Annotated in this window: 29 protein-coding genes; 8 read left to right on the top strand and 21 right to left on the bottom strand. The window is 59.3% G+C overall.

All coding sequences use genetic code 11. The features are described 5' to 3' along the window. Positions 1-51: 51 nt before the first annotated feature. The 5 genes from QVF59_RS19530 to rarD form a co-directional block, all read right to left on the bottom strand. Entirely contained in the window at positions 52-447 is a 396-nt protein-coding gene (locus tag QVF59_RS19530; RefSeq protein ID WP_287882052.1) for a GFA family protein, read from the bottom strand. Then, positions 441-1094 (bottom strand): alanyl-tRNA editing protein, encoded by a 654-nt coding sequence (locus tag QVF59_RS19525; RefSeq protein WP_287882050.1) that lies wholly within the window; start codon positions 1092-1094, stop codon positions 441-443. Before QVF59_RS19525 ends, QVF59_RS19530 begins: the two co-directional genes overlap by 7 nt. Next, positions 1091-2023: a class I SAM-dependent methyltransferase gene (locus tag QVF59_RS19520; RefSeq protein ID WP_159880572.1), complete on the bottom strand. Its 933-nt coding sequence runs from the start codon at positions 2021-2023 to the stop codon at positions 1091-1093. The genes QVF59_RS19525 and QVF59_RS19520 overlap by 4 nt, the downstream gene beginning before the upstream one ends. 2 nt (positions 2024-2025) lie before the next feature. Next, the gene (locus QVF59_RS19515; protein WP_287882048.1) at positions 2026-2493 is read right to left on the bottom strand and encodes a GNAT family N-acetyltransferase; all 468 of its coding nucleotides are present in this window, start codon (positions 2491-2493) and stop codon (positions 2026-2028) included. Positions 2494-2775: 282 nt separating this feature from the next. After that, positions 2776-3690: an EamA family transporter RarD gene (gene rarD / locus QVF59_RS19510; RefSeq protein ID WP_287882046.1), complete on the bottom strand. Its 915-nt coding sequence runs from the start codon at positions 3688-3690 to the stop codon at positions 2776-2778. Positions 3691-4081: 391 nt separating this feature from the next. Between rarD and QVF59_RS19505 the strand changes: the two genes are divergently transcribed. Further along, positions 4082-7558, top strand: coding sequence for an indolepyruvate ferredoxin oxidoreductase family protein (locus tag QVF59_RS19505; RefSeq protein ID WP_287882044.1), 3477 nt, complete (start codon positions 4082-4084; stop codon positions 7556-7558). A 150-nt stretch (positions 7559-7708) separates the two neighbouring features. Here QVF59_RS19505 and QVF59_RS19500 read toward each other — a convergent pair whose 3' ends face one another. After that, positions 7709-7948 carry a hypothetical protein gene (locus tag QVF59_RS19500; RefSeq protein WP_045845953.1) on the bottom strand — a complete coding sequence of 80 codons (240 nt, stop codon included), beginning with the start codon at positions 7946-7948 and terminating at the stop codon, positions 7709-7711. 173 nt (positions 7949-8121) lie between these two features. Here QVF59_RS19500 and QVF59_RS19495 point away from each other — a divergent pair, with 173 nt between their 5' ends. Both QVF59_RS19495 and QVF59_RS19490 read left to right on the top strand, forming a co-directional pair. After that, positions 8122-9030 (top strand): NYN domain-containing protein, encoded by a 909-nt coding sequence (locus tag QVF59_RS19495; RefSeq protein WP_287882040.1) that lies wholly within the window; start codon positions 8122-8124, stop codon positions 9028-9030. 60 nt (positions 9031-9090) lie between these two features. Then, positions 9091-9603: a GNAT family N-acetyltransferase gene (locus tag QVF59_RS19490; RefSeq protein ID WP_287882038.1), complete on the top strand. Its 513-nt coding sequence runs from the start codon at positions 9091-9093 to the stop codon at positions 9601-9603. Positions 9604-9726: 123 nt separating this feature from the next. On the opposite strand, the gene pyrI is transcribed toward QVF59_RS19490, so the two are convergent. From pyrI to QVF59_RS19465, 5 genes are all read right to left on the bottom strand, one after another. Beyond that, positions 9727-10185, bottom strand: coding sequence for an aspartate carbamoyltransferase regulatory subunit (gene pyrI, locus QVF59_RS19485; protein WP_089082426.1), 459 nt, complete (start codon positions 10183-10185; stop codon positions 9727-9729). 18 nt (positions 10186-10203) lie between these two features. Beyond that, positions 10204-11124: an aspartate carbamoyltransferase gene (gene pyrB / locus QVF59_RS19480; protein ID WP_287882035.1), complete on the bottom strand. Its 921-nt coding sequence runs from the start codon at positions 11122-11124 to the stop codon at positions 10204-10206. Positions 11125-11424: 300 nt separating this feature from the next. After that, positions 11425-12027, bottom strand: a complete 603-nt coding sequence (locus QVF59_RS19475) for a LysE family translocator (RefSeq protein ID WP_287882033.1) — start codon at positions 12025-12027, stop codon at positions 11425-11427. A 99-nt stretch (positions 12028-12126) separates the two neighbouring features. Further along, entirely contained in the window at positions 12127-14202 is a 2076-nt protein-coding gene (locus QVF59_RS19470; protein ID WP_287882032.1) for a methyl-accepting chemotaxis protein, read from the bottom strand. A gap of 194 nt (positions 14203-14396) precedes the next feature. Next, on the bottom strand, positions 14397-14651 hold the full coding sequence (locus tag QVF59_RS19465) for a YkgJ family cysteine cluster protein (RefSeq protein WP_287882030.1): 255 nt from the start codon (positions 14649-14651) through the stop codon (positions 14397-14399). Positions 14652-14829: 178 nt separating this feature from the next. On the opposite strand from QVF59_RS19465, the gene QVF59_RS19460 reads away from it, so the two are divergent. Next, on the top strand, positions 14830-16044 hold the full coding sequence (locus tag QVF59_RS19460; protein WP_159880563.1) for a cyclic di-GMP phosphodiesterase: 1215 nt from the start codon (positions 14830-14832) through the stop codon (positions 16042-16044). A 236-nt stretch (positions 16045-16280) separates the two neighbouring features. Here QVF59_RS19460 and QVF59_RS19455 read toward each other — a convergent pair whose 3' ends face one another. The 5 genes from QVF59_RS19455 to QVF59_RS19435 all read right to left on the bottom strand — a co-directional run bounded on the left by QVF59_RS19455 (position 16281) and on the right by QVF59_RS19435 (position 19462). After that, a complete protein-coding gene (locus QVF59_RS19455) occupies positions 16281-17084 on the bottom strand; it encodes a mechanosensitive ion channel family protein (RefSeq protein WP_205677469.1) in 804 nt (267 codons plus the stop codon). A 93-nt stretch (positions 17085-17177) separates the two neighbouring features. Next, complete coding sequence (locus tag QVF59_RS19450; protein ID WP_287882027.1) at positions 17178-17912, bottom strand: NAD-dependent protein deacylase; 735 nt, start codon at positions 17910-17912, stop codon at positions 17178-17180. A gap of 92 nt (positions 17913-18004) precedes the next feature. Then, positions 18005-18358, bottom strand: a complete 354-nt coding sequence (locus QVF59_RS19445; protein ID WP_287882025.1) for a nucleotide pyrophosphohydrolase — start codon at positions 18356-18358, stop codon at positions 18005-18007. Between the two features lie 103 nt (positions 18359-18461). Next, the gene (gstA, locus tag QVF59_RS19440) at positions 18462-19073 is read right to left on the bottom strand and encodes a glutathione transferase GstA (protein ID WP_287882023.1); all 612 of its coding nucleotides are present in this window, start codon (positions 19071-19073) and stop codon (positions 18462-18464) included. A 110-nt stretch (positions 19074-19183) separates the two neighbouring features. Continuing rightward, positions 19184-19462, bottom strand: a complete 279-nt coding sequence (locus QVF59_RS19435) for a VF530 family protein (RefSeq protein ID WP_159880558.1) — start codon at positions 19460-19462, stop codon at positions 19184-19186. Positions 19463-19676: 214 nt separating this feature from the next. On the opposite strand from QVF59_RS19435, the gene QVF59_RS19430 reads away from it, so the two are divergent. From QVF59_RS19430 to QVF59_RS19420, 3 genes are all read left to right on the top strand, one after another. Further along, positions 19677-20177 carry a Spy/CpxP family protein refolding chaperone gene (locus QVF59_RS19430; protein ID WP_287882021.1) on the top strand — a complete coding sequence of 167 codons (501 nt, stop codon included), beginning with the start codon at positions 19677-19679 and terminating at the stop codon, positions 20175-20177. Between the two features lie 72 nt (positions 20178-20249). Beyond that, positions 20250-20675, top strand: coding sequence for a hypothetical protein (locus QVF59_RS19425; protein ID WP_159880556.1), 426 nt, complete (start codon positions 20250-20252; stop codon positions 20673-20675). A 16-nt stretch (positions 20676-20691) separates the two neighbouring features. Continuing rightward, positions 20692-21150 carry a glycine zipper family protein gene (locus QVF59_RS19420; protein WP_159880555.1) on the top strand — a complete coding sequence of 153 codons (459 nt, stop codon included), beginning with the start codon at positions 20692-20694 and terminating at the stop codon, positions 21148-21150. A gap of 85 nt (positions 21151-21235) precedes the next feature. Here QVF59_RS19420 and QVF59_RS19415 read toward each other — a convergent pair whose 3' ends face one another. The 4 genes from QVF59_RS19415 to QVF59_RS19400 all read right to left on the bottom strand — a co-directional run bounded on the left by QVF59_RS19415 (position 21236) and on the right by QVF59_RS19400 (position 24632). Next, positions 21236-21700 (bottom strand): DMT family transporter, encoded by a 465-nt coding sequence (locus tag QVF59_RS19415; RefSeq protein WP_287882019.1) that lies wholly within the window; start codon positions 21698-21700, stop codon positions 21236-21238. A gap of 52 nt (positions 21701-21752) precedes the next feature. Beyond that, positions 21753-22166: a YkgJ family cysteine cluster protein gene (locus tag QVF59_RS19410; RefSeq protein WP_159880553.1), complete on the bottom strand. Its 414-nt coding sequence runs from the start codon at positions 22164-22166 to the stop codon at positions 21753-21755. Positions 22167-22176: 10 nt separating this feature from the next. Further along, positions 22177-24153 carry a peptidase U32 family protein gene (locus tag QVF59_RS19405; protein ID WP_287882017.1) on the bottom strand — a complete coding sequence of 659 codons (1977 nt, stop codon included), beginning with the start codon at positions 24151-24153 and terminating at the stop codon, positions 22177-22179. A 245-nt stretch (positions 24154-24398) separates the two neighbouring features. Then, positions 24399-24632 carry a DUF2789 domain-containing protein gene (locus QVF59_RS19400; protein WP_159880551.1) on the bottom strand — a complete coding sequence of 78 codons (234 nt, stop codon included), beginning with the start codon at positions 24630-24632 and terminating at the stop codon, positions 24399-24401. A gap of 206 nt (positions 24633-24838) precedes the next feature. On the opposite strand from QVF59_RS19400, the gene QVF59_RS19395 reads away from it, so the two are divergent. After that, positions 24839-26050 (top strand): winged helix-turn-helix domain-containing protein, encoded by a 1212-nt coding sequence (locus tag QVF59_RS19395; RefSeq protein WP_287882015.1) that lies wholly within the window; start codon positions 24839-24841, stop codon positions 26048-26050. On the opposite strand, the gene QVF59_RS19390 is transcribed toward QVF59_RS19395, so the two are convergent. Then, positions 26047-26361: an EthD family reductase gene (locus QVF59_RS19390; RefSeq protein WP_287882013.1), complete on the bottom strand. Its 315-nt coding sequence runs from the start codon at positions 26359-26361 to the stop codon at positions 26047-26049. The genes QVF59_RS19395 and QVF59_RS19390 overlap by 4 nt on opposite strands. Positions 26362-26501: the final 140 nt, after the last annotated feature.

Genomic DNA, 26501 nt, shown 5'->3' with positions numbered 1-26501 from the left:
TCCAGTCAGTTTCCGGCACGGGGCCGGATAGGTGATGAAAAGAACGCCAGCTTACCTGTCCGGCGGCCATTCCGGCCAGCGTGGCAACGGTTCGGCTTCCAGCCAGGGGCGGGCGTGGCTGGTCCAGATATGCTGGCTGGCCTGCTGTGCTGGCGCATCGTCCAGCGTGGCGACGCGCAGGATCACATACGGGCTGCCTTCGCGCTCGGCCAGCAGATGGCTGCCGCACTGGCGGCAGAAATGGCGCAGCTTGCCGGGCGAGGAGGCAAAACTGCCCAGCTGGTCCACGCCGTGCAGCCAGCGAAAATGCTGGTGCAACACCCCGGCCGTTGGCACAAAGGGCGCGGCATGGGCTTTCTGGCAAGTGTGGCAATGACAATGGCTGATGGGCAGGTCCAGTTGATCCACTTCATAAGTGATGGCACCACACAGACAGCTGCCTAACATGACGCACCGTCCAGCAGGGTAATTTCCACCCGCTCCTTGCCCTTGCCGATATTCTTGCGTTTGAGTGCAATGCGGCCCACCTCGCCGGTGCGGTGCAAGTGCGTGCCCCCGCAAGGCACCCGGCAGTAGCCCGGCACCTCCCAGTAGCGCCGCTCGGCTTCCATGTCGGAGAAGGCGCTGACAATCTCGCTGTCGGCGTCAATCAGGCCCTGCACCTTGGCGCTGATGGCGGGCAGATGCGGGGTGATGGGTTCCGCCAGGGCAAAGTCGATGCGTGCCTTGTCCGCTGCGATGTGCGCGCCGATTTTTTCCACCCCGGCAAAGTCGCGGTAAATGGTTTCCAGCGTCAGTTCGGCGGCAAAGTGCAAGCGCATCAGGCGGTAGCGCCGTGGCCAGTCTATCTCCACCCTTACCGTGTCTCCGGCCGACAGGCCATGCTCCGGCGGCAGGGTATAGGCGATGTCCAGCCCCTGTGTTTCCGCCTGCAGCACCGGCCTGCCGCCTATCGTCCCGGCATCGCTTTCCTGTCCGCCACTGAAGGCATAGAAGATGGTGTCCTGCAGCCACAGCTGCGCGCCCTCCACCCGCGCCACCGTGGTGGTCAGCGAGGTCTGGTAGGGATCAGTCCAGAACAGTTTGCCGGTCATAACAGGCGCGACAGGTAGTCGACCAGGCTCATCGGATAGCTGAACGGCTGGCCCAGCAGCTGCTGGTACACATCGCGGTACTCGGCATGCTTGGGTTGCAATACCAGTGCCTGGGTTAGCGACTGCACGGCCGCACGCGAATCGCCCAGTTGCAGCTGGGACATGGCCAGAATGAACCAGGCTTCGTGAATACGGAAATTGAGTGATAGCGCCTGCCGTGCCAGCAAGGCGGCTTCGGCATAGCGCTCGGCCTGGAATGCCGCACCAAGCTGGCCAATGCTGTGCTCCAGCACCGGCAGATCGGCCTGCTTGCTCAGCACCAGGGTGTGGCCATTACCGACATTGCTGTCGCTTTCCTCCTGCGCTTCCAGCAGCCAGCAGCCACCCAGATCCTGCTGGTTAAACCAGTTGAGTGCGGCGAACAGGCCCTGCAGGGTAAAGATGTGATAGTGGGTGCGCCAGGGCTGCTCAGGTAGCAGGGATTGCGGCGTCACCCGTTGCCGGAATGCCTCGACATGCTCCTCCAGCCCGGTAACGGGCCGTACGCTGTCTTCCACCAGCGCATCACGCTTGGGGACAATCATGAAGCTGACACCACCGGGGCGCAGCACCCGCCACCATTCCAGCCAGGCGCTGAAGATATCCGGCAGATGCTCCAGCACATGCGAGCTGGCAACATAGTCCAACTCATCATCGGCAAATGGCAGAGCACTAGCCTCGGCAACCACATCCACCTGATCCACCCCGCGGCCATGCCGTTGTTGCTCTGCGGCATACACCTGGTAATCGATCAGGTCGCGCTCATCCACATAGCGCACCCCATCGCATGGGGCCACGCTGATGCAGTCAGCCGGGGCCAGCGGATTATGTGCGCCGCGTCCCAGCTCGATTCCCTTGCCCTGCAGCCATTGCCGCGCCAGTTCCATCATTTTTATCCTTGTGCAGCAGCAGGATGGCCGGCATTGGCGGCCAAGCGTTGATAAACCTGCTGGTCTAGTTTTTCCATCATGCGTTCCGGGTGCGCTAGCGGGGTAAAGCCGTATTGTGCATACAGGCCATGTGCATCCGCCGTGGCCAGCATCACACGCCGCAGGTTTTGCAGGCCAGGGTACGCCATGATGTGCGTCATCAGCGCTTTGCTGATACCGCGACCGCGCCAGTCGGGTAGCACGAAGACATCCGCCAGATAAGCAAAGGTGGCCTGGTCGGTAATCATGCGGGCAAAACCCACTTGCTGCCCGGCCACGTACACGCCAAAACACAGCGAACCATCCAGCGAGCGCTCGAAAATAGCACGTGGCAGACCCGCCGCCCAATAGGACTCGCCGCTGAGATAGGCATAGATCATGTCGCGATCCAGCCTGGCCGGATCGCAATCAAACTCCAGTGGCAGCGCCATCGGCAGTCTCCTGCAAATGCTGCCGACGTGGGCAGCATGGTGATTACACAAATCGCTGACGCAAGAACAAAGGCCTTGGCTGGCCGATATTCCTGCGTGATGCTGGCAGTGTCAGCCGCTTGCTATTCAGGGTCAACGGCTATTCACGAGCGGCAATGGCAAATACCGCCCGCATGCATGACGAAGTCATTATATTTCTCCATGCAGATGATGTGTCATCGGCTTGCTGCCGGGCGCAAAAAAGCCCGGCATGACCGGGCTGGGATGATTGGCAATCCTTGCTCACGCAGCCGCCGCACGCTTTTGTGCACGCATCTGCCATAACCCGGCCGCCGAATACAGCAGCAGGGCCAGCCAGATCAGACTGAAACCAGCCAGCTTGGCACTGTCGAACGGCTCGCCAAACAGCAACACGCCCAAGGCCAGCTGGATGGTGGGGCCGATGTACTGGATCAGCCCCACGGTGGCCAGCTTCAGACGGCGCGCACCGGCGGCAAACAGCAGCAGCGGAATGGCCGTCACTACCCCCGCCCCCACCAGCAACACATCGCTGCTGATGGCCTCATGCAGGAAAGCGCCCTGTCCCTGCCATGCAAACCAGCCCAGCGCCAGCAAGGCCAGCGGTGCCATCAGAAAGGTTTCCAGCGCCAGCCCTTCCAGCGAGGCCAGCGGGGCTTTCTTGCGCAGCAAGCCATACAGGCCGAAGGTGGCCGCCAGCGACAGCGCAATCAGCGGCAAGGCACCGGTACACCAGGTAATCCAGGCCACGCCAGCCGCTGCCAGCGCCACCGCCGTGCGCTGGATGGGGGTGAGCTTTTCCGCCAGAAACAGGCGCCCCAGCAGCACATTGAACAAGGGGTTGATGAAATAACCCAGGCTGGCTTCCACCACGTGGCCGGCGTTCACCGCCCAGATGTAGATCAGCCAGTTCAGCGACAGCATCAGCGAGGACAGGCCGAAAATGGCCAGCTTTTGCGGCTGGCGCACCGCCTCGCCCAGCCAGGCCCAGTTGTGCCGCACGGTGAGGATGCCGGCCACGAACACAGCAGACCAGACAATGCGATGGCACAGGATCTGCAAGGCAGGAATATGGTGCAGCGGCTTCCAGTACAGCGGAAACAGGCCCCAGATGACAAAGGCGATAAAGGTGAACAGTACGCCACGGGAGGCATCCTGACGGGACAAGGCGGAAGACATGACAGGCTCGATACGGAGAAATTCAACCTGAGAGCTTAACCGCTTGAGGGCGGTGAAGATACCGTCGCCGCCGTAACACCCTGTTCTGGATGGCAAACAATCGATGGAGTCGTGCTGTCTGGTTCATGCTGCACTGGCACAATCGCCGCAGTTGGCAAACATGTGCGTCAACACCTTTGACGTTGACGTAAACGTAAGCTACATTCCGCCACATGGACCCTGTCTGCATGCCCGCGCGAAAACACGCCGCCCGGCATGATTCCGGCCTACAACATAGAGAAAGGCGCGTGTTTTCCCCTGCTGAAAACCCGCCACCGCCACAAGCGAGAACAAGCCGCAGGCCACCCCGGCCACCTTACCGGGCAGGACCTGAGCGGCAGGAGGAGAAACCATGTCGATCCGTCATGTTGATCTGGAAGAAAAATACACTGCCGCCACCGGCCAAGTGCTGATGACCGGCATCCAGGCGCTGGTGCGCCTGCCCATGCTGCAACAAGAGCTGGACCGCGCCGCCGGGCTGAACACCGCCGGCTATGTCACCGGCTACCGCGGCTCACCCTTGGGCAATGTCGACCAGACCATGCAAAAGGCCGAGTCCTATCTCAAGGCCCACAATGTGGTGTTTCACCCCGGCCTGAACGAAGACCTGGCCGCCACCGCCGTGTGGGGCACGCAGCAGGTCAACATGTTCGAGGGGGCCAAGTACGATGGCGTCTACGCCATGTGGTATGGCAAGGGCCCCGGCGTGGACCGTTCTGGCGACGTGATCAAGCACGGCAATGTGGCCGGCACCAGCGCCAAGGGCGGTGTGCTGCTGGTGGCGGGCGATGACCACGCGGCCAAGTCCTCCACCTTTCCGCACCAGTCCGACCACATCCTGGCCGCCAGCATGATTCCGGTGCTGTCGCCCTCCGGCGTGCAGGAAGTGATCGATTTCGGCCTGCACGGCTGGGCGATGAGCCGCTACTCCGGCTGCTGGGTATCGATCAAGGCCATTTCCGATACCATCGAAAGCTCGGCGGTGGTAGACATCTCCCCCGAACGCTTCAACTTTGTCATTCCGCAGGACTTCCCCATTCCGGAAGGCGGTCTGTCCATCCGCTGGCCAGACCCGCCGCTGGTGCAGGAAAAACGCGTGCTGCACCACCGCCTGTACGCCGCGCTGGCCTATGCCCGTGCCAACAAGCTCAACCACATCACGCTGGACTCGCCCAAACCACGGCTGGGCATCATTACCTGTGGCAAGAGCTATCTGGACGTGATGCAGGCACTGGACGACCTGGGCATCGACGAAAGCCTTGCCGCCGACATCGGCCTGCGCATCTTCAAGGTGGGCATGGTGTGGCCGCTGGAACCGGAAGGCGTGCGCCACTTTGCCGAAGGGCTGGATGAAATCCTGGTGGTGGAAGAAAAACGCCAGATCATCGAATACCAGTTGAAGGAACAGCTATACAACTGGCGTGACGACGTGCGCCCGCGCGTGGTGGGCAAGTTTGCCGAAAAAGGCGAATGGGCGCTGCCGCACGGCGACTGGCTGCTACCGGCTGCCGGCGAGCTGACCCCGGCCATGATTGCCCGCGCCATTGCCAGCCGCCTGGCGCTGATTTTCGACAGCCCGGTGATTCACGACCGGCTGAAGTTCTACGACGAAAAAGAAGCCCAGCTGGTGAAACCGCGCGAATCCATTGCCCGCGTGCCGCATTACTGCTCGGGCTGCCCGCACAACACCAGCACCCGCGTGCCGGAAGGCAGCCGCGCCGTGGCCGGTATCGGCTGTCACTACATGGCGCACTGGATTGAAGGCGACAGCACCAAAACCTTCACCCAAATGGGTGGCGAGGGCATCACCTGGGTAGGTCAGGCACCGTTCACCAACACCAAGCACATTTTCACCAATCTGGGCGATGGCACTTACTTCCACTCCGGCTTGCTGGCCATCCGCGCCGCCGTGGCGGCCAAGGTCAACATCACCTACAAGCTGCTGTACAACGACGCAGTGGCCATGACTGGTGGCCAGCATGTGGATGGTTATCTGGACGTGCCGATGATTACCCGCCAGCTGGCAGCCGAAGGCGTGCAACGCATCGTGATCACCAGCGATGAGCCGGACAAGTATCAGGGCATGCAGGGACTGGCACCGGGCGTGGATGTGTTCCACCGCCGCGAACTGGACCGTCTGCAAAAAGAACTGCGTGAAACCGAAGGCACCACCGTGCTGATTCACGACCAGACCTGTGCCGCAGAAAAGCGCCGCCGCCGCAAACGCGGTGAATTCCCCGACCCGGCCAAGCGCGCCTTCATCAACGAAAAAGTATGCGAAGGTTGTGGCGACTGCAGCAAGAAATCCGGCTGCCTGTCGGTGCTGCCGGTGGAAACGCCGCTGGGGCGCAAACGCAAGATCGACCAGTCCAGCTGCAACAAGGACTACTCCTGTGTGGAAGGATTCTGCCCCAGCTTTGTCACCGTGGAAGGCGGCACGCTGAAAAAACAGAGCAGTGCCACCGCCACGCTGGAATCCATGCCCGCCCTGCCCGCGCCGCAGATTCCGGCCCTGCACGACCCGTTCAGCATCATGATTACCGGTGTGGGTGGTACCGGTGTGGTCACCATCGGCCAGGTACTGGGCATGGCCGCCTATCTGGACAACAAGGGCGTCACCGTGCTGGACATGGCCGGCCTGGCGCAAAAAGGCGGCTCGGTGTGGTCGCACGTGCGCATTGCCAACAGCCAGCAGCAACTGCACGCGGTGCGCATTGCCGCCGGCGATGCCAACCTGGTGCTGGGTTGCGACCTGGTGGTCACCGCCGCGGAAGAAGCGCTGGCCAAGATGCGCGAGGGCTTCAGCAACGCCATCGTCAACAGCTACGAATCCCCTACCAGTGCCTTCCTGAAAAACCCGGACGTGCGCTTCCCCAGCCGAGCGATGAAAGATGCAGTGATCGAATCGGTGGGTGCCGGCCGCTTCTGGGAAGTCAACGCCACCCGCCTGGCCACCGCGCTGATGGGCGATGCCATTGCCAGCAATATGTTCATGTTGGGTTATGCCTGGCAGAAGGGTTTGGTGCCAGTCAGCGAAGAAGCGCTGATGGAGGCCATCCGCCTGAACGGTGCCGCAGTGAAATTCAACCAGCAGGCTTTTGTCTGGGGCCGCCACGCCGCCCATGACCCGGGCCGGGTGGAGGCACTGACCAGCCCGTCTTCGGTGGTGCAGTTTGTTCCACGTGAAACGCTGGACGGCGTGCTGCATCACCGCGCCAAGGAACTGCTGAACTACCAGAACCAGGCACTGGCCGAGCGTTACAAAGCGCTGGTGGGTAAGGTACAGGCTGCCGAACAGGCACTGAACCCGGCCAGCACGGCGTTGGCACTGGCGGTGGCACGCGCCTACTTCCACGTGCTGGCCTACAAGGACGAGTACGAAGTGGCCCGCCTGTATACCGACGGCGACTTCCTGCGCGAGCTCTCAAGCCAGTTCGAGGGTGATTACCACTTGCGCTTCCATATCGGTGCCAGCTGGGTAACCGGTGGTGCGGCCAAGAAAATCGCTTTCGGCCCCTGGCTGTTCAAGGGCATACAGTTGCTGGCCAAAATGCGCTTCCTGCGCGGCACTGCGCTTGACCCCTTTGGCTGGCAGGCCGACCGCAAACTGGAACGCCGGCTGATTGGTGAGTTCGAGCAACTAGTGACCACGCTGCTGGGTGGGCTGAGCCTGGACAACCTGGCCACTGCCAGCGAGCTGGTAAAGATTTATGAGGGGATTCGCGGCTTTGGCTACATCAAGGATGCGGCATACCGCCAGGCTGGTGACAAACAGAAAACCTTGCTGGAGCAGTTTCGCCAGCAGGCGGGCAAGCGCAAGGTGGCTTAAGGGTTTGTGAGTGTTGTAGCAGTAAAGAGAGGGTGGTTCAGGCGCGGATGACAACATCCGCGCCCTTTTTTTGATCATAAAATCCCGGTTCTGGTGAAATGCTGCACTGTTTCAAGGCAGCCTGCTGAGGGCGAGAAACGCGCTGCGCCATCAGGACAGCATCAAGCTCAGGCGGCGCGCTTCATCCAGCGCCTGGTCTACCCCATTGTATTCATCCTGCCATACCCAGATGCCGTGTACCGCATCCAGCGCCTCCACCAGCCACAGCCGGCCATTGCTGCCCAATGCCACCTGGCGGGCACGTACCGGACGACGGTAGTTGAACATCACGATATCACTGGTTTTTTGCACAGCCGGGGTATGCTTGCGCGGGCTCGAAAAGAAAGGCATGGCGAAACCTCCTGTTGGGCGATATGCCACTGTTGATACAGCAAATGCCATGCCAGCTTTGTGCAAGGCAACATGAAAAGCCGTGGCAGCCGTCTGATCACAAGCTGCACAGATTTTGACGCCAGCTGGCGCGCGGCTTAGCATGGCCGCATCCCTCCACTGGAAGCGCCTGCATGGAAAACCGCAAACTCGCTGTTCTGATTGATGCCGACAACGCCCAGGCCAGCCTTACCGCCGAGTTACTGGCCGAAGTGGCCAAGTACGGTACGGCCATCGTCAAGCGCGCCTATGGCGACTGGACCACCACCCAGCTAAAGGGCTGGAAAGAAGTGCTGCACAAACATGCCATCCATCCCATCCAGCAGTTTGCCTACACCAGTGGCAAAAATTCCACTGACTCGGCCCTCATCATCGATGCCATGGACCTGTTGTACACCGGCAATTTCGATGGCTTCTGCCTGGTGTCTTCCGACAGCGACTTCACCCGGCTGGCCACCCGCTTGCGCGAAGGCGGACTGACCGTCATCGGCATCGGGGAAAAATCCAAGACCCCGCGTCCCTTCATTGCCGCCTGCGACAAGTTTGTGTTCACCGAAATCCTGCGCCCGGAAAAAGTGCCGGAAGCGGCTGTCACCAGCGAAAAACCCAAGACGCGCAGCAGCCGCCAGAACAAGAGCAAACCGGCAGTACAAAAGGAAATTCACCCGCTGCAGGCCATGTTCACCTCGGCCATCGATGCGGTGGCACGCGAAAGCGGCTGGGCCGAGCTGTCGGCCGTTGGCTCCTATATTGCCAAGAACGACCCCTCCTTCGACCCGCGTAATTACGGCCATTCGCGCCTGTCCCAGATGGTGAAAAAGCTGGATTTTCTCAGCGTGCAAGAGCAGCGCAACGGCTCCAAGCTGCACAGTGAAATCCGCCTGAAAGAAGCAGACAGCATCGATGCCCTGCCGGTGCCGGTGGCCACCAGCAAGCCGGTTTCCGCTCCCGTTGCAGAAGCGCCCGTAGCGCCAGCCGCTACCGCACCGCGCAAGAAACGCACTCCGCGTAAAAAGGCCGACATCCCGGCAGCCAAGGGCTGAACCATAACAGCATCCGGCGCGCCAAGACGCAGCGAAGACCCGATTGCAACAGGAGACAACATGCCGATACGTGATGCCAAGCTGGAAGACCTGGCTGTCATTCTGGATATCTACAACGAGGTGATCGCCACCTCCACCGCCATCTACAATGACGACCCGCTCAACCCGGGCGAGTTTGCCGTCTGGTTCCAGGACCGGCTGGCTGCCGGCTACCCGGTGCTGGTGGCCGAAGAAAACGGCGAGATTCTGGGCTTTTCCAGCTTTGGTGATTTCCGCCCACGTCCCGGTTTTCGCTTTACCGTGGAACACAGCGTACATCTGACACCGGCAGCGCGCGGCAAGGGCATAGGCAGCGCGCTGGTCAGCGCCCTGTTTCCGCGGGCGCAGGCGCTGGGCAAACACACCATGCTGGGCGCCGTTGATGCTGCCAATGAGGCCTCGATCCGCTTTCACCAAAAGCTGGGTTTCATCCAGGTGGGAGTGCTGCCACAGGTAGGCTTCAAGTTTGGCCGCTGGCTGGACCTGGTCTACATGCAGAAATTCATAGCCGGCCAGAGCGACGGCCCGGTGTAAAGCACACAAGATATTGATGAAAAAGAAAAACGCCGCAGTTTCCTGCGGCGTTTTCTGTTCTGCTACTGCGCTGTTGAAACAGCGTCCGTTCTTGAAGTTCTCTATTCTCTTCCTCTGCACGACTTAGCGCACGACTGCAACAATATCCTTACTGAACACCTTTTCGCAATACTTGCATTTCATTTTGATGTCCTTGGCGTGCGCACGCACGGAGAAAAAGCTCTTAACCGGTTCGGCATGTGAAATGCAGTTGGAGTTGGGGCAGGCAAAAATGCCTTCAATGCTTTCCGGCAATTCCAGCTTGTGCTTCTTCACCACTTCGAAGTTGTCGATCACATTCACCGTGGCCTTGGGCGCAAACAGGGCCAGCTCGTTGGCCTGCTCTTCGGTCAGCGCCACGTTTTCCACCTTGATGATGTCCTTGGCCCCCATATGGCGCGAGGACAGGTTCAGGCCCACGGTGATGCGTTCGCCGGTTTCGGCCAGCTTGAACAGGCGCAGGATGTTGACGCCCTGCCCGGCCGGGATGTGATCGATAACGGTGCCTTGTTTCAGGGCTTCTACGGTACGGGTGTATTGCATGATGTTTCCTTCCCTGATTTAGACGGTTTCGTTCAGTACCAGCGACAGCAGCGCCTGACGGGCATACACACCATTCTTGGCCTGCTCGAAGTAATAGGCATGCGGGGTAGCATCCACATCCACGGTGATTTCATCCACGCGTGGCAGCGGGTGCATCACCTTCATATTGGTGCGTGCGCTCTTGAGCATGTCTGCGCGCAGCACGAACTGGCCCTGGATCTTCTTGAACTCGGCTTCGTCAAAACGCTCGCGCTGCACGCGGGTCATGTACATGATGTCCACCAGCGGAATCACATCATCCAGGCTGTCCACTAGGGTGTACTCGATGCCCTTCTCGTCCAGCTCTTCGCAAATGTAGTCCGGCATAGCCAGCTGTTCCGGTGCCACAAAGTAGAAGCGAGCACCAAACAGCGACAGCGCCTGGGTCAGCGAATGCACGGTACGGCCATATTTCAAATCGCCGACAAAGGCGATGGTGAGATTTTCCAGCGTGCCCTGGGTTTCACGGATGGTGAACAGGTCCAGCAGGGTTTGCGTGGGGTGCTGGTTGGAGCCGTCGCCACCGTTGATCACCGGTACGCTGGAAAATTCGCTGGCCAGCCGCGCTGCACCTTCCTTGGGGTGACGCATGACCACAGCATCGGCGTAGGAGCTGATGATCTTGATGGAGTCAGCCAGGGTTTCGCCCTTCTTGGCACTGGTATTGCCACCGTCGGCAAAGCCGATGATGTCGCCACCCAGGCGCTGTACCGCGGTTTCGAACGACAGCCGGGTACGGGTGGACGGTTCAAAGAAGCAGCTGCCCACCAGCTTGCCTTGTAGCAGGTCGTTGCGCGGGTGGCGTTTAAGCTTGCCCGCCGTTTCCACCACGAGCTCAAGCTCCTCTCGTGAAAAATCGGGGATGGAAATGATGTGTTTCCGATAAAGCGGGTTTGCCATGATAGGGGTCCTTGATTCTGCGAATTATTTTTTGCCCATAAAAAAAAAGCCCCTGAGCAATCAGGAGCTTTTTTTCTGGAATAGCTGGGGTTCGGGAACGGTCGGTCCTTGCAGCAACGCTTCTGCGCCACCGTAACGGGTGGTGGTGAGGCGGGTGACAACAACTGCAAATGGCGACAAGACAGCTCCTCCGAACAAACCCCGAGATTCTAATCCCAAACCACCCGGCTTGATAAGAGCAGTGTCGCATTTTGCCAATTCCATGACCCCAACAACACTGCTGATGCACGCTAGCCCGTCTCAGGCTGGCTGGCGCTGCCACCACAAACGTACGCCTAGCAATACAAACATCAAGCCGCAGACACGCTGTCCCCAGCGAGCCAGCCCTTGGCTGGCAAAGCGGGAAACCCGACCACCCAGCCACAACATACCGCTCAAATAGAGCAGATTACACAGACAGAACACCGTGCCAAGTTGTACAAACCCGGCCAATACCGGCTGTTGTGGGGACAGGAATTGCGGGAAGAATGCCATGAAGAACACTAGAGCCTTGGGGTTTCCCACGGTTACCAGCCAACTACTCCAACACGCATGCGGGCCAGACAACGGCGCGTCCCCGGTCTGTGTCGCTGCGGCAGTCCAGCAGCGGCAACCCAAGCAGATCAGATAGGCAGCACCACCGTAACGCAGCAGATCAAACCAGGCAGGATGGGCAGCCAGCAACGCAGCCATGCCCAGTGCCGACAAGGCAACCAACAACATATCGCCCAGTATTAGGCCAAGCAACGCCCAAGCGGCATGACGCCAGCCACCTCCACTGTAAGCACGCCATACGCTGAGCGTACCCGCGCCCGGTGTCACAACCAACAACAACGCTGCTGGCAAGAAATGAGACCAATTCATGTGAATGTTCTCCAATTCAGGGGACATATAATCTTGCCGCATCTGGCAAGTAAAACGCCACCCCGCAGGGTGGCGTTGGCTTGTGCTGCCGGGGATGGCCTACAGCTTGAAGTTGCTGACCAGGTTTTCCAGGTTGGCCGACAGTTCGCGCAACTGGGACACCGAATCGGACACCTGCTGCACCACATCGCTATTGCTTTGGGCCATGGCACTGATGCGTTCCACATTCTGTGCGATTTCCTGGCTGGCCGAGGACTGTTCGCGGGTAGAGGCGGCAATATCCACAATGCTGGCCACCAGTCCCTGGCTACGGCCCAATACCGTGTTCATCGCCTCATTGGCTTCCGCAGCAATGGCCACGCTCAGATTGACCTGATCACGGCTGTTTTTCACATCGTCCACCGCGTCTCGCGTTTCACTGCCGATGGCATTGACGATGCGGGTGATCTGCACCGTGGCTTCAGCCGTGCGGCCGGCCAGATTACGCACTTCGTCCGCCACCACCGCAAAGCCGCGTCCCATTTCACCGGCACGCGCCGCCTCGATGGCGGCATTGAGCGCCAAGAGATTGGTCTGGTCGGCAATGTCCTTGATCACCCGCACAATGGTGCTGACTTCCTCCGAGCGCTCGCCCAGCCCGTTCATACGCTCGGCCAGTGCCTGCATGCTGCTGGTCATGCGTTCGATTTCGCCGGTAATGCGCGTGACTGTGGCCACACTTTGCGCGGTGAGTTCGCCGGTTTCGCGTGCAGTATGTTCGGCTTCTTCAGCGGTATCGGCAATGTGGTGCACGCTTACCGTTACCTGCTCCACCCCGGCTGCGGTGGCACTGGCGGCATCGGACTGGCTGGAGGATGCCTGTTGCACCTGGATGGCCGATTCAGCCAGGCTGGCCGCTGCCACGCTGACGTCATGGCTCTGCTGGCGCACGTCCACAAACATGTCGCGCAGGCTGCCGATGAAGCGGTTGAAGGCATCGGCGGTGCGGCCGATTTCGTCACGGTTGGTAATCTGCATGCGTACGGTCAGGTCACCACGTCCAGATGCCAGCTGGTCCATGGTATCGGCCAGCCGGTTGAGCGGCCTGGTCAGCGCCCGTACCACAGCCGTGAGTACCAGCAGGATCACCACCAGCGCCACGGCACCAATCAGGATGGCGGTCAGGCACTGTTTTTTTGCATCTGCCGTAATGGCGGCGGTGGGAATGGATACGCCCAGCGCCCAAAACTGGCCGGTATCAGCCACCTTCACCGGATGGAAAAAGTGGGTGAAGCCGCCGTCTTCATAGATAAAGGACTCGCCCTTCTTGATTTGTTCCAGATGGGATGCCAGGGCATCGTCCTTGGGTACCGGCTTACCCAAGAGCTCGGCCTTGGCCGTTACCACGTACAGCCCGCCTTCGGACACCATGCGGATATAGCCGGTATCGTTCAGATGAATGGCCCCAAAGCGTTTTTGCAGCTGGTCCAGCGCCACATCGGTAGCAGATACGCCCAGCATCTTGCCGGCAGCATCCTTCATCACCACCGCCAGCGAGCTTTCCAGCACCATCTTGCCCTGCACCTCGTAGGGATAAGGTTCGGTAATGGTGTCGCGGCCACGCTGTTTGGGCACATAGTAAAAATCACCCCAGCCGGTTTTTTCGTAGTCAGGCTGATAGGTTTCCGGGTGATCCTTGAACTTGGGGAATTCCTTCACCCGGTCAGCCGACATCATCACATCCATCTGGGCTTTGCCCTGGGCATTCTTGGTGATGTAAGGCTGGTAGCGGCCAGTAGGGTCGTGACGCGGCCAGTCCATCCGGAAGGCATTGTCGTTGCCGTCAAAGGCATTGGGCTCCCACAACATCCACAGCCCGACTGATTGCGGTGCGGCGTCCAGCAGTTGCTGGATCATATTGTCGGCATGCTTGCGATCCGGTGCAGCAACCCGCTTGATACCGAGAATGGCATCTGCCAGGTGATGCGGCAGGGTGAAACCCTTGTCAAAATCGCTTTGCGCATCCTTGGCATAGCTGCTGGCCTGTTCCGATGCCAGCCTGTAACCGACATCCACTGCCGCCGAATAGCTTTGCCAGGCAATCAAGCCAATCATCACGGCAAAACCCACCGCGATGGCAGCGGCTGCCACCACGATGATCCGCGTACTCAGATGACCCCATTTTTCCGTTGCCATTGCCATTTCCCCGAGCGCTGTTTTTATGCATGAGTCTGGCGCAGGCCAGCCCTGTCTTGACACAAACTCTTTAACATATTGGGGGATATCGTTAAGCGACGGCCAGTTTGTGATCAAAAAACATGCAAGAGCACAAGCGGGGAAAACACTGAGTCAATTTATGACAAATATATTGTCTTTTAAATAACAATATCTTATGGAGCGGTTCTGGCTTCCAGATCGCTCAGCCACTGCATTGCATGACTGTTGCTTTCACCGCACATTTCCATAGCAGGTTTCAAGCCGGCACAGACTGCAGGCCGCTCGGCATGCCCAAACAACAGGCACAAATTATTGCTGTCCAGCTGGATGCAGCGCACACCAGCGGGCTTGCCTTCTGGCATGCCCGGAATGGGAGAAGAAATGGAAGGGGCGATGCAGCAGGCACCACAGTGAAGGCGGCATTCCATGGTGTCAGGCCTGAAGGCAGCAGAAAAAGTGCGCCACCATACCACAAAGCCGGCATTTGCCAGCACGGCTTGCCTGCCAAGCGGACCTAGATAATTTACAATAAGACATTATGTCTTGCCTTCATACTCATAAAACCGTGCAGCACCGTCCCACTGCCAACAAGTCAGAGCTCAAGTAATGATCAAGTGCATCGACGTGTCCGACCTCAGGGTGGGCATGTACATCCACGACCTGAACTGCGACTGGATGTCACATCCGTTTTTGCTGAAACGCTTCCTGGTCAAGGATGAAAGCGCCATTCACAAGATAGCTGATGCCGGCATTCACGAAGTCTACATCGATACCGAAAAAGGCATGGACTTAGCCCATGCCCCGACGATTTCCGAAGTCAAACACAAGCTGGAACAGGAAATCATCGACCTGGCCAGCCGCGAAGCCCCGGCAGAGCGTCAGGTGGACGCAGCAGCTGAATTCGGCCGCGCCCAGCTGATTCACAACGAAGCCAACCTGATTGTGCGCAGCATCCTGCAGGATGTACGGCTGGGCAAGCAAGTGCAGCTGGAAATGGTGGAACCGTCGATCGAAAAGATGACCACCTCCATCCTGCGCAATGGTGGTGCCTTGCTGTCGCTATGCCGCATCAAGGACAAGGACAATTACACCTTCCAGCATTCGGTCAGCGTGGGCGCGCTGATGGTGAGCTTTTGCAAAGCCATGAACATGAGCCGCGAGGTGATTCACCACGCCGGCATTGGCGGCATGCTGCACGATATCGGCAAGATGAAGGTGCCGGACAGCATCCTCAACAAACCTGGCAAGCTCACCGAGCAGGAGTTTGCGGTGATGAAATGCCATGTGGTGGAAAGCAAGCAGATCCTGCTCGCCACCCAGGGTATTTCCGACACAGCGGTGAAGGTGGCGGCCCAGCATCACGAGCGCCACGACGGCAGCGGTTATCCAGAAGGGCTAAAAGGTGAGGAAATCTCCCAACTGGGGCAGATGGCGGCCATTGTGGATGTTTACGATGCCCTGACTTCGGATCGCTGCTACCACAAGGGCATGCCACCTACCGATGCCTTGCGCAAGATTTTCGAGTGGTCGAAATTCCACTTCAACCCGGTACTGGTACAGGCTTTCATGCGCTGTATCGGCATTTACCCCATCGGCACGCTGGTACGGCTGGAAAGCGGGCGGCTGGGCGTGGTGATCGAACAGAACGATAATAATCTGGTATCGCCCAGGGTAAAGGTGTTCTTCAGCACCAAAAGCAATACCTACATTCCCCCGGAAGTGGTGGACCTGTCACGCGGCATGGGTGCTGGCGGCGGCGACAAGATCGTCAGCCATGAATCACCCGGCAAATGGCGCATCGACCCGCTACGCTTTCTCTAGTCGCAAAAAAAGCCCTGAATCATCAGGGCTTTGCAGGTTGCGGACAAATTAAGTAGTGCGATTATACTGGACCCGGCAAAGCCGGGCATTTCGACTAACTTATTGATTATACAGAATTTTTATCTATTCCCCTATCCCCCCGCCCTTGCCCTGCCAATTGAAGAAGGGAGCCTCGCCGTCCTTTCAGAAAGCGAGAAGGGTTTGCCAAACATCTGCAAACCCTGAACAGTCTGCATTCAACCTTGGCGCACCACCATGGCGTGCTCCGGGCTGGGGAAACCGGCCTCGGCCAGCGCTTCGCGAATAACGCGATTGCTGTCGAAATAAACCTGCCAGTAATCCGCAGGATGGCAGCAAGGACGCACAGCCAGCACCGGACCCAGAGTGCTGAATTCAAGCAGGGCCACGGTGGGAGCAGGCTCGCTCAGCACATTGGGAATGGCAGCAATCTTCTCGCGTAACAGTTTGATGGCCTGTGCATGATCGGCACTACCGGCCAGCTGTGCTTTCAGGTCGACCCGGCGATAGCCATTGGCACTGAAGTTCTGGATGTTGTCGGAAAATATCTTGTTGTTGCCAATCAGCGTCATCACATTATCCGGCGTATCAATGACGGTGGAAAACAGACCCACTTCACGCACCGTACCACTGATACCGGCCACACTCACTACATCACCCACCTTGAATGGACGTAGCACCACCAGAAAGATGCCAGCGGCAAAATTGGCCAGCAGGCCGCTCCAGGCCAGGCCAATCGCCACGCCGGCAGCACCGATGATGGCGGCAAAGCTGGCCGTCTGTACGCCAAAGAAGCCCAGCATGGCTATCACCAAAACCACGGTCAGGCTGACGGACAGGAAGGAATGCGCGTAACGGCGCAGGGTTGGGTCCAGTTTGCGGGCAACCAGCTGCTCATCCATCAGCCGCCCTGCCAAGCCAATTAACCAGCGTCCCACTACCCACAGGGCAATGGCAGAAACAATATTGATGCCGGCCTGTACCGCCAGGTCGCCCCAGTGAGTCCAATTGATGTCTGTCATGGCCATCCTATTTAAGCAATTGGTAGAAAACACTTAAAAATAGAATGGCTGCTGACAAATTGCCAGCCAGCGCGGTCTGGCACTGCGACCCGTTCAGCCCAGCAGGGTGCGCAGTTGCTGGCAGGTTTCGCCAATGCCCGCCTGTATGGTCAGATCAAACACCCGGTCCATGCGCGTGGGGGTGTAATTGATCAGCGCAGTCATCACCCCGGCGCGCGCCGCTTCCAGCGGAATCTGGTTGACCGGGGAAACCTCCAGGGAGGAACCCAGCACCAGCAGCAGATCTGCCGACACCGCCACATCAAAAGCGTGCTCGATCAGCGGCACAGGCTCACCATACAGCACTACATCCGGCTTCAGCACATCCATGCAGTGAGTGCACAGTGGCAGCACGTGGTGATTGATGTATTCCAACCCCTGGCGGCGCCCGCAGGACGGGCAGCTGGCGGTGCGCAAGGTGCCGTGCAGCTCGGAAACATGACGGCTGCCCGCCACGCCATGCAGGCCGTCGATATTCTGCGTCAGTATCGACACCTGCTTGCCGGCCTCTTCCAGCCAGGCCAGAAACCGATGCCCGGCATTGGGCTGGTAATTGCCCAGCAACTTGGTGTGAAACAACTGTTTGAAGCTGTGCCAGAAGGCTTCGGGATCGGCACGGAAGTAGTCGATGGAAACCAGTTCTTCCAGCTGCATGCCCTGCTGCCACAAGCCTTTGGCGGAACGAAAATCGGGAATGCCCGATTCGGTACTCATACCGGCACCACTCAATACCGCGATATGGCCAGCCTGCCCGATGGCAGCAGCCAGTTGCGCCATTGCCTGCTGCATTGCAGTCTCCCCCTGGAGGATTATTATTGCCGCCCAGCTTAGGCCAGGCGGTTACGGACAGCAAAAATCAGTCGCCCGGAGTTTGCCCAGTATCAAATACGCTGCGTTTCCGTACCGGGAGCGGGATACTTGCAGGCGTTTTTGACCAGCTTGTCACGCACGGCAGCATCGATATCCAGTTTCATCACGCTGGCCAGCCGCACCAGATACAGCAGCACATCGGCCACTTCTTCCTGCAAATGGGTGAAGCGGGCCGGGTCGTCTGCCAGTTGGGCCACTTCCTCATCGGTCAACCACTGGAAGATTTCTGCCAGTTCGCCTACCTCCCCGGTCAACGCCAGCATCAGATTGCGCGGCGTGTGAAAGCGCTGCCAGTTGCGCTCATCGGCAAACTGCTGCAACGCCGCTTCCAGCGCGGCGGTTTCAATCAAGGGCTGTTCAGTCATGCACGTGCTCCTGCAGCCCGGGTTTCACGTGAAACCGCGCTGCCATATCAAAACAAAACGCCCGCAGGCAATTGCGGGCGCGGTTGATGATGCTGCAGTGGATTCAGCGCAGCAAGCCTTCATCCTTCAGCGCTGACTGTACTGCCGGCAGTGCATGGACACGGTTCATGAACGCGCTGATGGCCGGGAAATCCGCCAGCGAGCGCTGCACCATCTCTGCCCAGTTAAGGCAGGTAAACAAATAGGCATCCGCTACCGAGAAATCATCGCCCAGCAGGTAGGGCGTTTGGGCCAGCTGAGCCTCGATCACGCCAAAACGGCTACACAGCTTGTCCCAGGCGGCATTCTTCACCTCATCCGTACCCGGGTAGAACAAAGGGGAGAAACTCTTGTGAATTTCGGTAGCAATGTAATTCAGCCACTCTTGCAAACGGTAACGCGCCAGCGTGCCATTGGTCGGGGCCAGCTTGCGTTCCGGCACCAGGTCGGCCAGGTATTGCACAATGGCCACCCCTTCGCTCAGCACCGTGCCGTCTTCCAGCTGCAAGGCCGGTACATAACCCTTGGCATTGATACTGGCAAATTCGACACCGCTGGCGGTCAGGTGCGGATTAACGCGCAGATTCACCTTTTCCACCGAAAACGGCAGGCCGCTGGCATGCAGCACGATGTGTGGCGACAGGGAGCAAGCCCCCGGCGAGTAATAGAGTTTCATCCCATCTCCTGATCAACAGAACGTGCAACAAGGTGCCCATTGCTGCAGCGGCACCACCATCTACTGCAATTGGGGCAGCCTGGCGTCATTTTCAAGCTGCCATGCCGGCATCACTTCTGCCGCGCAGAAAACAGTCTGGGCCGCATGTCCTTGCCGGCTACGCTTGCCGGGCGGTTTTTCATTTCAACAAACAAGGCTTCCACCTGGCTGCGCGCCCACGGCGTGCGGCGTAAAAACACCAGGCTGGACTTGATGCTGGGCTCATGATTGAAACAGCGGATGGCAATCCGTCGGCCCAACTCCGGCCAGCCGAAGTGCTCCACCAGCGCCTGCAGAATCTTTTCCAGCGTCATGCCGTGCATCGGGTCGGCGGACTGTTTTTCACTCATGCCTATCATCCTGTTGTGGACAGCAAACACACTGCTGCCAAATAAACCGACGCAGTGTAGCCCTGCCCGCGACAAACAGCCAGCCGACTGCCTGCTTGACATGATTTTGCATGTTTCATCATTGCTAACAATTGACGCATCACCGGCAATACTTGGCAGACATCTGCCATCGATACTGCACTCATCCCCTTTTACCTGCACGAGGAAAAGCACCATGAAACTGATCAAATCGCTGTTGATTGTCGGCCTCTTGGGCGGCGCAGCCGCTACCACTGTCCATGCCATGGGCAAGGGTGATGATTGTCCCATGGGCGACAAGGGCATGTCGGCACATATGTGGCAGATGGACCCGGCCAAACGCCAGGCCATGATGGAACAGCACCTGCAAATGCTACACGACAGGCTGAAAATTCAGCCGGCGCAGGAAACTGCGTGGAAAGCCTATGTCGATGCCATGAAGTCGGCACAAGCGCCGGCCATGCCAATGGCCAAGCCGGATGCGACACTGCCAGAACAAATGGATGGCCGGGTAAAAATGATGCAGCAGCATTTGGATATGATGCAAAAGCATGTAGCAGCCACCAAGGCGCTGTACCAGAAACTGAGCCCGGAACAGCAAAAGCAGTTCGATCAGGAAGCCCGGCACATGCGTGATGGCATGCAGCACCGCATGCCACGCCACCGTCCTGCTTCGGCTCCGCTGCCGAAGAACTGATGCGGTAAACCGCAATCACCGTCTTGCATCCCGGCCAGGCAAACAGCTGGCCGGGGGCATGAGGAAACTGACATGACATCTCTTACCCGCCTGGCAGGCCTGGCACTACTGGCCATAACCGGCCTTGCCGGCATTCAGGCAGCCCAGGCCCATCCGCCAGGCTTCTTTCCCGGCCCGCCACGCTTCGAACACTGGAACGACGGCTACTGGCACCATGGCTACTACCATGGCCGTCTGGGTTGGTGGTGGGTAGCAGGTGGTGCCTGGTACTGGTACAGCGCACCGGTCTATCCCTACCCGGCCCCGGATGTACCCCCGGTGGTGATCGCTGCGCCGGTAGTGACACCGGTACCGGTAGCACCGACACAGGTGGAAGAAACAGCCAGTCCGCCGCCGGCACAAGTGTGGTACTACTGCAAGGCAGCCAAGCAGTACTACCCTTATATCAGCGAGTGTCCTGGCGGCTGGAAAACCGTTCCGGCCAAGCCCCCCCAATAACCCAGGAAGCAAGATCATGAACAAACTGCTGTGGTTGCCATTGACAGCAATCGGTCTGACAGCATGCAGTACCGTCCCGCTTGGCCCTACCGTGGCGGTAATGCCGGCTGCCGGCAAACCCTTTGACGTATTTGCCCAGGAAGAACAGCAATGCCGCCAGTATGCTGAAGCCAGCAGCGGTGGCAGCAGTGCCGATGCATCCACCAATGCGATGGCTGGCAATATGGCGCTGGGTACTGCGGTAGGTGCGGCAGCAGGTGCACTGATGGGTGGTCACCAGGGTGCCGGTGTCGGTGCCGGCATGGGCCTGATTGCCGGCACGGCGGCAGGTAGTGGCGAAGCACGCTATAGCGGCCGCGATGCCCAGTATCGCTACAATCTGGCCTACACCCAGTGCATGTATGCCAAGGGCAATCAGGTCCCTGGCCAGCAGCGCTATGCTGCACCCTACTATCCGCCGCCGCGTCTGCCCTGAGCTGCCTCATGCCCAAACACAAGGGGCTGGTCTATCAGACCAGCCCCCGTTTCATTCCGCGGCAAAATAACTAGCAGTTGAATAACTAGCGGCTGAACCACTTGTCGCCAAAGTTCACCAGCAGCACCCCTACCACCACCAGCAAGGCCCCGGCCAGCCGTGGCAGATTAACCTCGCGCAGCGGCATGGACAACCAGCCAAAGCGGTCAAACAGCAAGGACGTGCACACCTGGCCGGCGATGATCAGCGACAGCATGGCCGCCACGCCCAGCCGGGGTGCCAGCAAGGTGGTGCCGAACACGAAAAACGCCCCCAGCAGGCCGCCGATGAACATCCACCACTCGCCGCGTACCAGTTGGCCCAAGGCACTGAATTTCTGCCCGCTGAACAATGCCAGCAACAACAGGCTGACCATGCCCACGGCAAAGGAAATCATCGCCGCCAGCACCGTGCTACCTCCCAACAACAATTTGAGCTGATTGTTGACTACCGCCTGCAAGGGCACTACCACGCCAATGGCAAAGGCCATCAGGGTAAAAACGGAATTCATGCTTGTCCTTTGCTTGGGATAGCCAGCGGTTTCACGTGAAACAATACCGGCATCAGCCGCTGAGTTTGACCGGCTGCACCGGCCGGGCAGCCTTGGGGTTGCGGGTATAGGCGCAAAAGCCGGGTTTGGGGCCGACCTTGGGATGGTTGCGACAGGTATTAGGCCGCCGCTCGTAAATGATACACAGCCGGGTTTGCTGGTCCAGATACTGGCAATCGCCATTGGCGCGCCGCGCCAGGGTAAAAATGCCGTGCTTGAAATTGAAATGCTGGATCACCCGCTGCTTTTCCAGCCGCTTGGCGATGTTCTTGATCGGCTCTTCCAGCTCGAATTCGTCCACCACGCCCATGCGCACCAGATCCGGCAGCCGTACTTCCACCGGCATCGAACAGCAACTGCCCATGCAGTCGCTGCACAGGCCGTTCTTGTACTTGACCCAGGTTTCCAGTCTTTCGATATCCGCCATCTTGCCTGCCTTATTGCGGACGTTGCTTGAAGAAGGTCAGCGGTGCGGTATACGGCACTTCGCTGGGGGCCGGGGCTTTCAGGATGTGCTTTTTCATCTTGCCCATCACATGCATTTCACAGGGCCGGCACTCAAACTTCAGCGTGTAGGTTTCGTTGCCGGATTTCAGCGTCATCGGCTCGGCGCGCACCTGACCCATCACCCCCTTCACACCCTTGGCCTGCTTGGGGCACAGATTGTAGGAGAAGCGCAGGCAGTGCTTGGTAATCATCAGGCTGACTTCGCCCTCTTCCTGATGTGCCTCGTAAGCCGCCTCGATTACCTCCACCCCATGCTTGCGGTAGAACTGCCAGGCCAGCTGGTTGTAGACATTGGCCAGATAGCTGAGCGTCTGTTCCGGATACGCCACCGGCGGCTCCACCGCCAGCTTGCGCGGCGGGCGCACCCAGGCCGTCAGGCGGGCCTGTTCCAGTTGCTCGATAGCCTCGCGGCGCAGCGCATTGATGGCCGAGGCCGGCACAAACCACGGCTGGCTCAGGTTCAGTGCCACATCATTGGCCACGAACATGGTATTGCCCAGCTTGGCCAGGCTGTCACGCAGACCGCTTTCCGCCTTGGCGGCATCCTTGGCCGGCTCCAGTGCCAGCAGCGCGCTGGCGGTAGCGCTACAGCCATCTTCATCGGTCACGGTCAGGCGCAGGCCGTCGGCCTGTTCGTCCAGGGTCAGCCACACGCCTACCTTGCGCTCGGCAGACTTCTTCAGCAGCGCCAGCTCCCAGGCGTGGTCGCGGTTGCGGCACAAATCGGTTCCCGGCTTCAGGCCCTGCAACAAGGCCGGATCATTCGGCTGGCAACGCCACAGCAGGTCGCCGCCCGGCACGTGGCCGATCTGCTTCACGGTATTAAGCTGCATGCCCACCACTTCACGCTTTTTCATGAAGTTGATGCCATCGCCATTGCTCATGGTTTCCGGGGTGGCAATCTCCAGCCAGTCCGGCCCCACCTTGTGCACCACACCCAGCCCCACGCCAACAAACTTGGGCGAATCAAAGGCGCCGATGTCAATCTTGCGGCCGGTAGCAAAGTAGTCGGTGCTGCCACGGTGGAAGGTCTTGTCCGGGTCCGGCGCAAAGAAGATTTCGCTGCTGCCGCTGGACGCCGGGGCCAGTTCCGGACGACGCTCGATGATTTCATCCAGCAGCAGACGGTAGTGCGCGGTGATGTTCTTCACATAGCTCACATCCTTGTAGCGGCCTTCGATCTTGAGCGAACGCACGCCGGCATCCAGCAGCGCTTCCAGGTTCTTGCTCTGGTTATTGTCCTTCATCGACAGCAAATGCTTGTCGAAGGCCACCACACCACCGTCCTTGTCAGTCAGGGTGTACGGCAGGCGACAGGCTTGCGAACAATCGCCACGGTTGGCGCTGCGGCCGGTATCGGCATGGCTGATATAGCACTGGCCGGAGAAGGCCACGCACAGCGCGCCGTGGATGAAGTATTCAATGGTGGCGGCATCACCCACGCGGGCGGCAATGCGCTTGATGTCGGGAATGCTCAGTTCGCGCGCCAGCACCAGCTGGGACAGGCCGGCATCGGCCAGAAAGCGCGCCTTGTCGGCATCGCGGATATCACACTGGGTGGAGGCATGCAGCTGGATGGGCGGCAGGTCCATCTGCAGGATGCCCATGTCCTGGATGATCAGCGCGTCCACCCCGGCATCGTACAGCTGCCAGATCAGCTTGCGCGCCGCTTCCAGCTCGGCGTCATGCAGGATGGTGTTGAGCGTGGCAAAAATGCGCGCATGGTAGCGGTGGGCAAACTGCGTCAGCCCGGCAATGTCTTCCAGACTGTTGCTGGCATTGTGCCGGGCACCGAAACCGGGGCCGCCGATATACACCGCATCCGCGCCATGCAGGATGGCTTCACGGCCGATTTCGGCAGTTTTGGCGGGGGACAGCAGCTCGATCTGGTGCGACAGCAGACTCATGACAATTCCTGACTTGTAAAAAGGGCTTTCCTGCTAGAAATGCCAGTCGCAGGAAGGGGCGGAATTATAACGTAATCAGTAGCTTATAGATAGCCACAACCAAAGATCGCACCGCATTTTCCAGGCTTGGCATCCACTGATTTCCCTACATTAGGCAGGACGGCCCCAGCGGCGGCGACAAGCATGCAAAAAGCGCGAACAGTGCCAATGGCAACTGCCCGCGCTTTCATCAACCCCGCCCAATACTATTTCTGGCTCAGCAATACCGCCAGCTCATCCACGGCCTCAGCCCATTCGGCATCGCTAGCCAGGGCCTGACGCAGGAAATCCGCCTGCGCCGGCTTCCAGAAAGCGGCATCCGGCAAGGCCTGGCCCGGTTCCAGCCAGTGACGGGCCAGAAATACCTTGATTGCAGTAACATCGTTATCCAGTCCTAGCTGGGCGAATAGTTGTTCCAGCTGATGTTTGCCGGTATCCATGATTTTGTTTTCCTCTTGCTCCTGATGCAGATGAGCAGCATGGCCCTATTACCTGCTGCTGTGCAATCCTCAAATGCAGAGTGTGCCCCGGCAATGACCCGGGTGTTGCCTGACACCGACAGATCTAGCGCTACCGGCTGCGTTACAGTCCCGACCAGGCAGCTGCCTTGCTATAGTCTGGCCACCTGCCCTTACAGCCGCCCATCATGACCTTGCATCTTTCGCTTCCCCAGGCCCGGCTGCTGCACCTGGCTGCCCAGGGCCTGCAGACCCCGCCGCGACGGAAGGCCACACCAGCCGATGTGCTGGCCACCATCCGCCGCATGGCCTTGCTGCAGATCGATACCATCAGCGTGGTGGCACGCAGCCCCTATCTGGTGCTGTACAGCCGACTGGGTCATTACGACCAGACCTGGCTGGATACCACACTGGCCAGCGGTGCCGTGTTTGAATACTGGGCGCACGAAGCCTGCTTCGTGCCACGGGAAGACTACCGCCTGCTACGCCACCGCATGCTGGACCCGGCGCAGATGGGCTGGAAATATCCGCAGCGCTGGCTGGAACTACACCAGCCGGCAGTAGAAGAACTGCTGCAGAAAATCCGTACACACGGCCCGGTGCGCTCTGCCGACTTCAAACGCAGTAGTGGCAAGGGGGATGGCTGGTGGGACTGGAAGCCGGAAAAACGCCATCTGGAAGTGCTGTTCACCCTGGGCCAACTGATGGTGAAGGAGCGACGCAGCTTTCAGCGCGTCTACGATGTGGCAGAACGGGTGATGCCGGATTGGGACGATGCGCGCGATCTGCCCAGTCTGGAGGCAACGCAACGCGACATGGTGCGCAATAGCTGCCGGGCGCTGGGCGTGGTCAAGGCCGGCTGGGTGGCCGATTACTACCGGCTGCGTCGGGGCAAGTACGACGCTTTGCTACACCAGCTGGCGGATGAGGGGGAGCTGATTCCCGCCCGCATCGAAGGCTGGCAGCACGATGTTTTCGTCCATCACGGCCTGCAGGCCGAATTGCAACAGGCTGCGGCAGGGAAGCTCAAATCCACCCATAGCGCTACGCTGTCACCGTTTGACCCGGTGGTGTGGGACCGCAAACGCGCCAGCGAGCTGTTTGGCTTTGATTACCGCATTGAGTGCTATACCCCGGCGGCCAAGCGCCGCTTCGGCTATTTCGTGCTGCCGCTGCTCAGCCGTGGCCGGCTGGTGGGACGCATGGATGCCAAGGCCCACCGTCAGCAAGGCGTGTTTGAAATCAAGAATCTGTATCTGGAGCCTGGCATCAAGCCCACCGGCCAGCTGTGCCGCGATCTGGCCGCCATGCTGCACAAGCTGGCCGCCTGGCACGGCACGCCACAGCTGGTGTTACAGCAGGGGCCAAGCGAACTGGCCGCTCACCTTGAAACAAACTAGCCCAGCAAGATTTCACTGTACTGGATCTGCGGCGTGATATCGGTGTAATTGGCGATATCACCCTGCAATTGCGCTGCGATCGGCATGAAGGCGGCAAGAAACGACTCCACCGATTCAAACTGCAACTGGCACAGCGCAGTGAAATGGGGCTTACTGCCCGGCTCGCTGCCGCTGACGCCCTTCTCCACCCGCATGTCCAGCAAGGCCGGAGCCAACAGCTTGCTGGCCAGCGGCATGTGTTGTTGCAGGTAGTAGTCGAAATCGAAACGGGCAGTAGCGCTATACGGATAGAGAATGCTGACGTTGATCATGACCATGTCCTTGGTGGCGAGGCCATCAGCATAATCGCATCCCGGCCGGTACTCCAGCCTCAAAACCGCTGATACATGCTCGCCTGGCAGCTGGCTAAGGCATGCCCGGGCAGACGGAAACAGGGCGGCGCAGCACTGCA

The organism is Aquitalea sp., assembly GCF_030150775.1.
GTDB lineage: Bacteria > Pseudomonadota > Gammaproteobacteria > Burkholderiales > Chromobacteriaceae > Aquitalea > Aquitalea denitrificans.
This window is presented reverse-complemented; position numbering and strand designations above follow the sequence as displayed.

Excerpts from the sequence above, each read along its gene's own strand:
- QVF59_RS19445 (WP_287882025.1), bottom strand. The coding sequence starts at position 18,358 with ATGACTGAACAGCCCTTGATTGAAACCGCCGCGCTGGAAGCGGCGTTG.
- QVF59_RS19455 (WP_205677469.1), bottom strand. The coding sequence starts at position 17,084 with ATGACAGACATCAATTGGACTCACTGGGGCGACCTGGCGGTACAGGCC.
- QVF59_RS19430 (WP_287882021.1), top strand. The coding sequence starts at position 19,677 with ATGAAACTGATCAAATCGCTGTTGATTGTCGGCCTCTTGGGCGGCGCA.
- QVF59_RS19415 (WP_287882019.1), bottom strand. The coding sequence starts at position 21,700 with ATGAATTCCGTTTTTACCCTGATGGCCTTTGCCATTGGCGTGGTAGTG.
- QVF59_RS19405 (WP_287882017.1), bottom strand. The coding sequence starts at position 24,153 with ATGAGTCTGCTGTCGCACCAGATCGAGCTGCTGTCCCCCGCCAAAACT.
- QVF59_RS19410 (WP_159880553.1), bottom strand. The coding sequence starts at position 22,166 with ATGGCGGATATCGAAAGACTGGAAACCTGGGTCAAGTACAAGAACGGC.
- QVF59_RS19390 (WP_287882013.1), bottom strand. The coding sequence starts at position 26,361 with ATGATCAACGTCAGCATTCTCTATCCGTATAGCGCTACTGCCCGTTTC.
- QVF59_RS19490 (WP_287882038.1), top strand. The coding sequence starts at position 9,091 with ATGCCGATACGTGATGCCAAGCTGGAAGACCTGGCTGTCATTCTGGAT.
- QVF59_RS19435 (WP_159880558.1), bottom strand. The coding sequence starts at position 19,462 with ATGAGTGAAAAACAGTCCGCCGACCCGATGCACGGCATGACGCTGGAA.
- QVF59_RS19450 (WP_287882027.1), bottom strand. The coding sequence starts at position 17,912 with ATGCAGCAGGCAATGGCGCAACTGGCTGCTGCCATCGGGCAGGCTGGC.
- QVF59_RS19515 (WP_287882048.1), bottom strand. The coding sequence starts at position 2,493 with ATGGCGCTGCCACTGGAGTTTGATTGCGATCCGGCCAGGCTGGATCGC.
- gstA (WP_287882023.1), bottom strand. The coding sequence starts at position 19,073 with ATGAAACTCTATTACTCGCCGGGGGCTTGCTCCCTGTCGCCACACATC.
- QVF59_RS19465 (WP_287882030.1), bottom strand. The coding sequence starts at position 14,651 with ATGGAATGCCGCCTTCACTGTGGTGCCTGCTGCATCGCCCCTTCCATT.
- QVF59_RS19400 (WP_159880551.1), bottom strand. The coding sequence starts at position 24,632 with ATGGATACCGGCAAACATCAGCTGGAACAACTATTCGCCCAGCTAGGA.
- QVF59_RS19525 (WP_287882050.1), bottom strand. The coding sequence starts at position 1,094 with ATGACCGGCAAACTGTTCTGGACTGATCCCTACCAGACCTCGCTGACC.
- QVF59_RS19520 (WP_159880572.1), bottom strand. The coding sequence starts at position 2,023 with ATGATGGAACTGGCGCGGCAATGGCTGCAGGGCAAGGGAATCGAGCTG.
- QVF59_RS19505 (WP_287882044.1), top strand. The coding sequence starts at position 4,082 with ATGTCGATCCGTCATGTTGATCTGGAAGAAAAATACACTGCCGCCACC.
- pyrI (WP_089082426.1), bottom strand. The coding sequence starts at position 10,185 with ATGCAATACACCCGTACCGTAGAAGCCCTGAAACAAGGCACCGTTATC.
- QVF59_RS19460 (WP_159880563.1), top strand. The coding sequence starts at position 14,830 with ATGATCAAGTGCATCGACGTGTCCGACCTCAGGGTGGGCATGTACATC.
- pyrB (WP_287882035.1), bottom strand. The coding sequence starts at position 11,124 with ATGGCAAACCCGCTTTATCGGAAACACATCATTTCCATCCCCGATTTT.
- QVF59_RS19475 (WP_287882033.1), bottom strand. The coding sequence starts at position 12,027 with ATGAATTGGTCTCATTTCTTGCCAGCAGCGTTGTTGTTGGTTGTGACA.
- rarD (WP_287882046.1), bottom strand. The coding sequence starts at position 3,690 with ATGTCTTCCGCCTTGTCCCGTCAGGATGCCTCCCGTGGCGTACTGTTC.
- QVF59_RS19500 (WP_045845953.1), bottom strand. The coding sequence starts at position 7,948 with ATGCCTTTCTTTTCGAGCCCGCGCAAGCATACCCCGGCTGTGCAAAAA.
- QVF59_RS19395 (WP_287882015.1), top strand. The coding sequence starts at position 24,839 with ATGACCTTGCATCTTTCGCTTCCCCAGGCCCGGCTGCTGCACCTGGCT.
- QVF59_RS19495 (WP_287882040.1), top strand. The coding sequence starts at position 8,122 with ATGGAAAACCGCAAACTCGCTGTTCTGATTGATGCCGACAACGCCCAG.
- QVF59_RS19420 (WP_159880555.1), top strand. The coding sequence starts at position 20,692 with ATGAACAAACTGCTGTGGTTGCCATTGACAGCAATCGGTCTGACAGCA.
- QVF59_RS19425 (WP_159880556.1), top strand. The coding sequence starts at position 20,250 with ATGACATCTCTTACCCGCCTGGCAGGCCTGGCACTACTGGCCATAACC.
- QVF59_RS19530 (WP_287882052.1), bottom strand. The coding sequence starts at position 447 with ATGTTAGGCAGCTGTCTGTGTGGTGCCATCACTTATGAAGTGGATCAA.
- QVF59_RS19470 (WP_287882032.1), bottom strand. The coding sequence starts at position 14,202 with ATGGCAACGGAAAAATGGGGTCATCTGAGTACGCGGATCATCGTGGTG.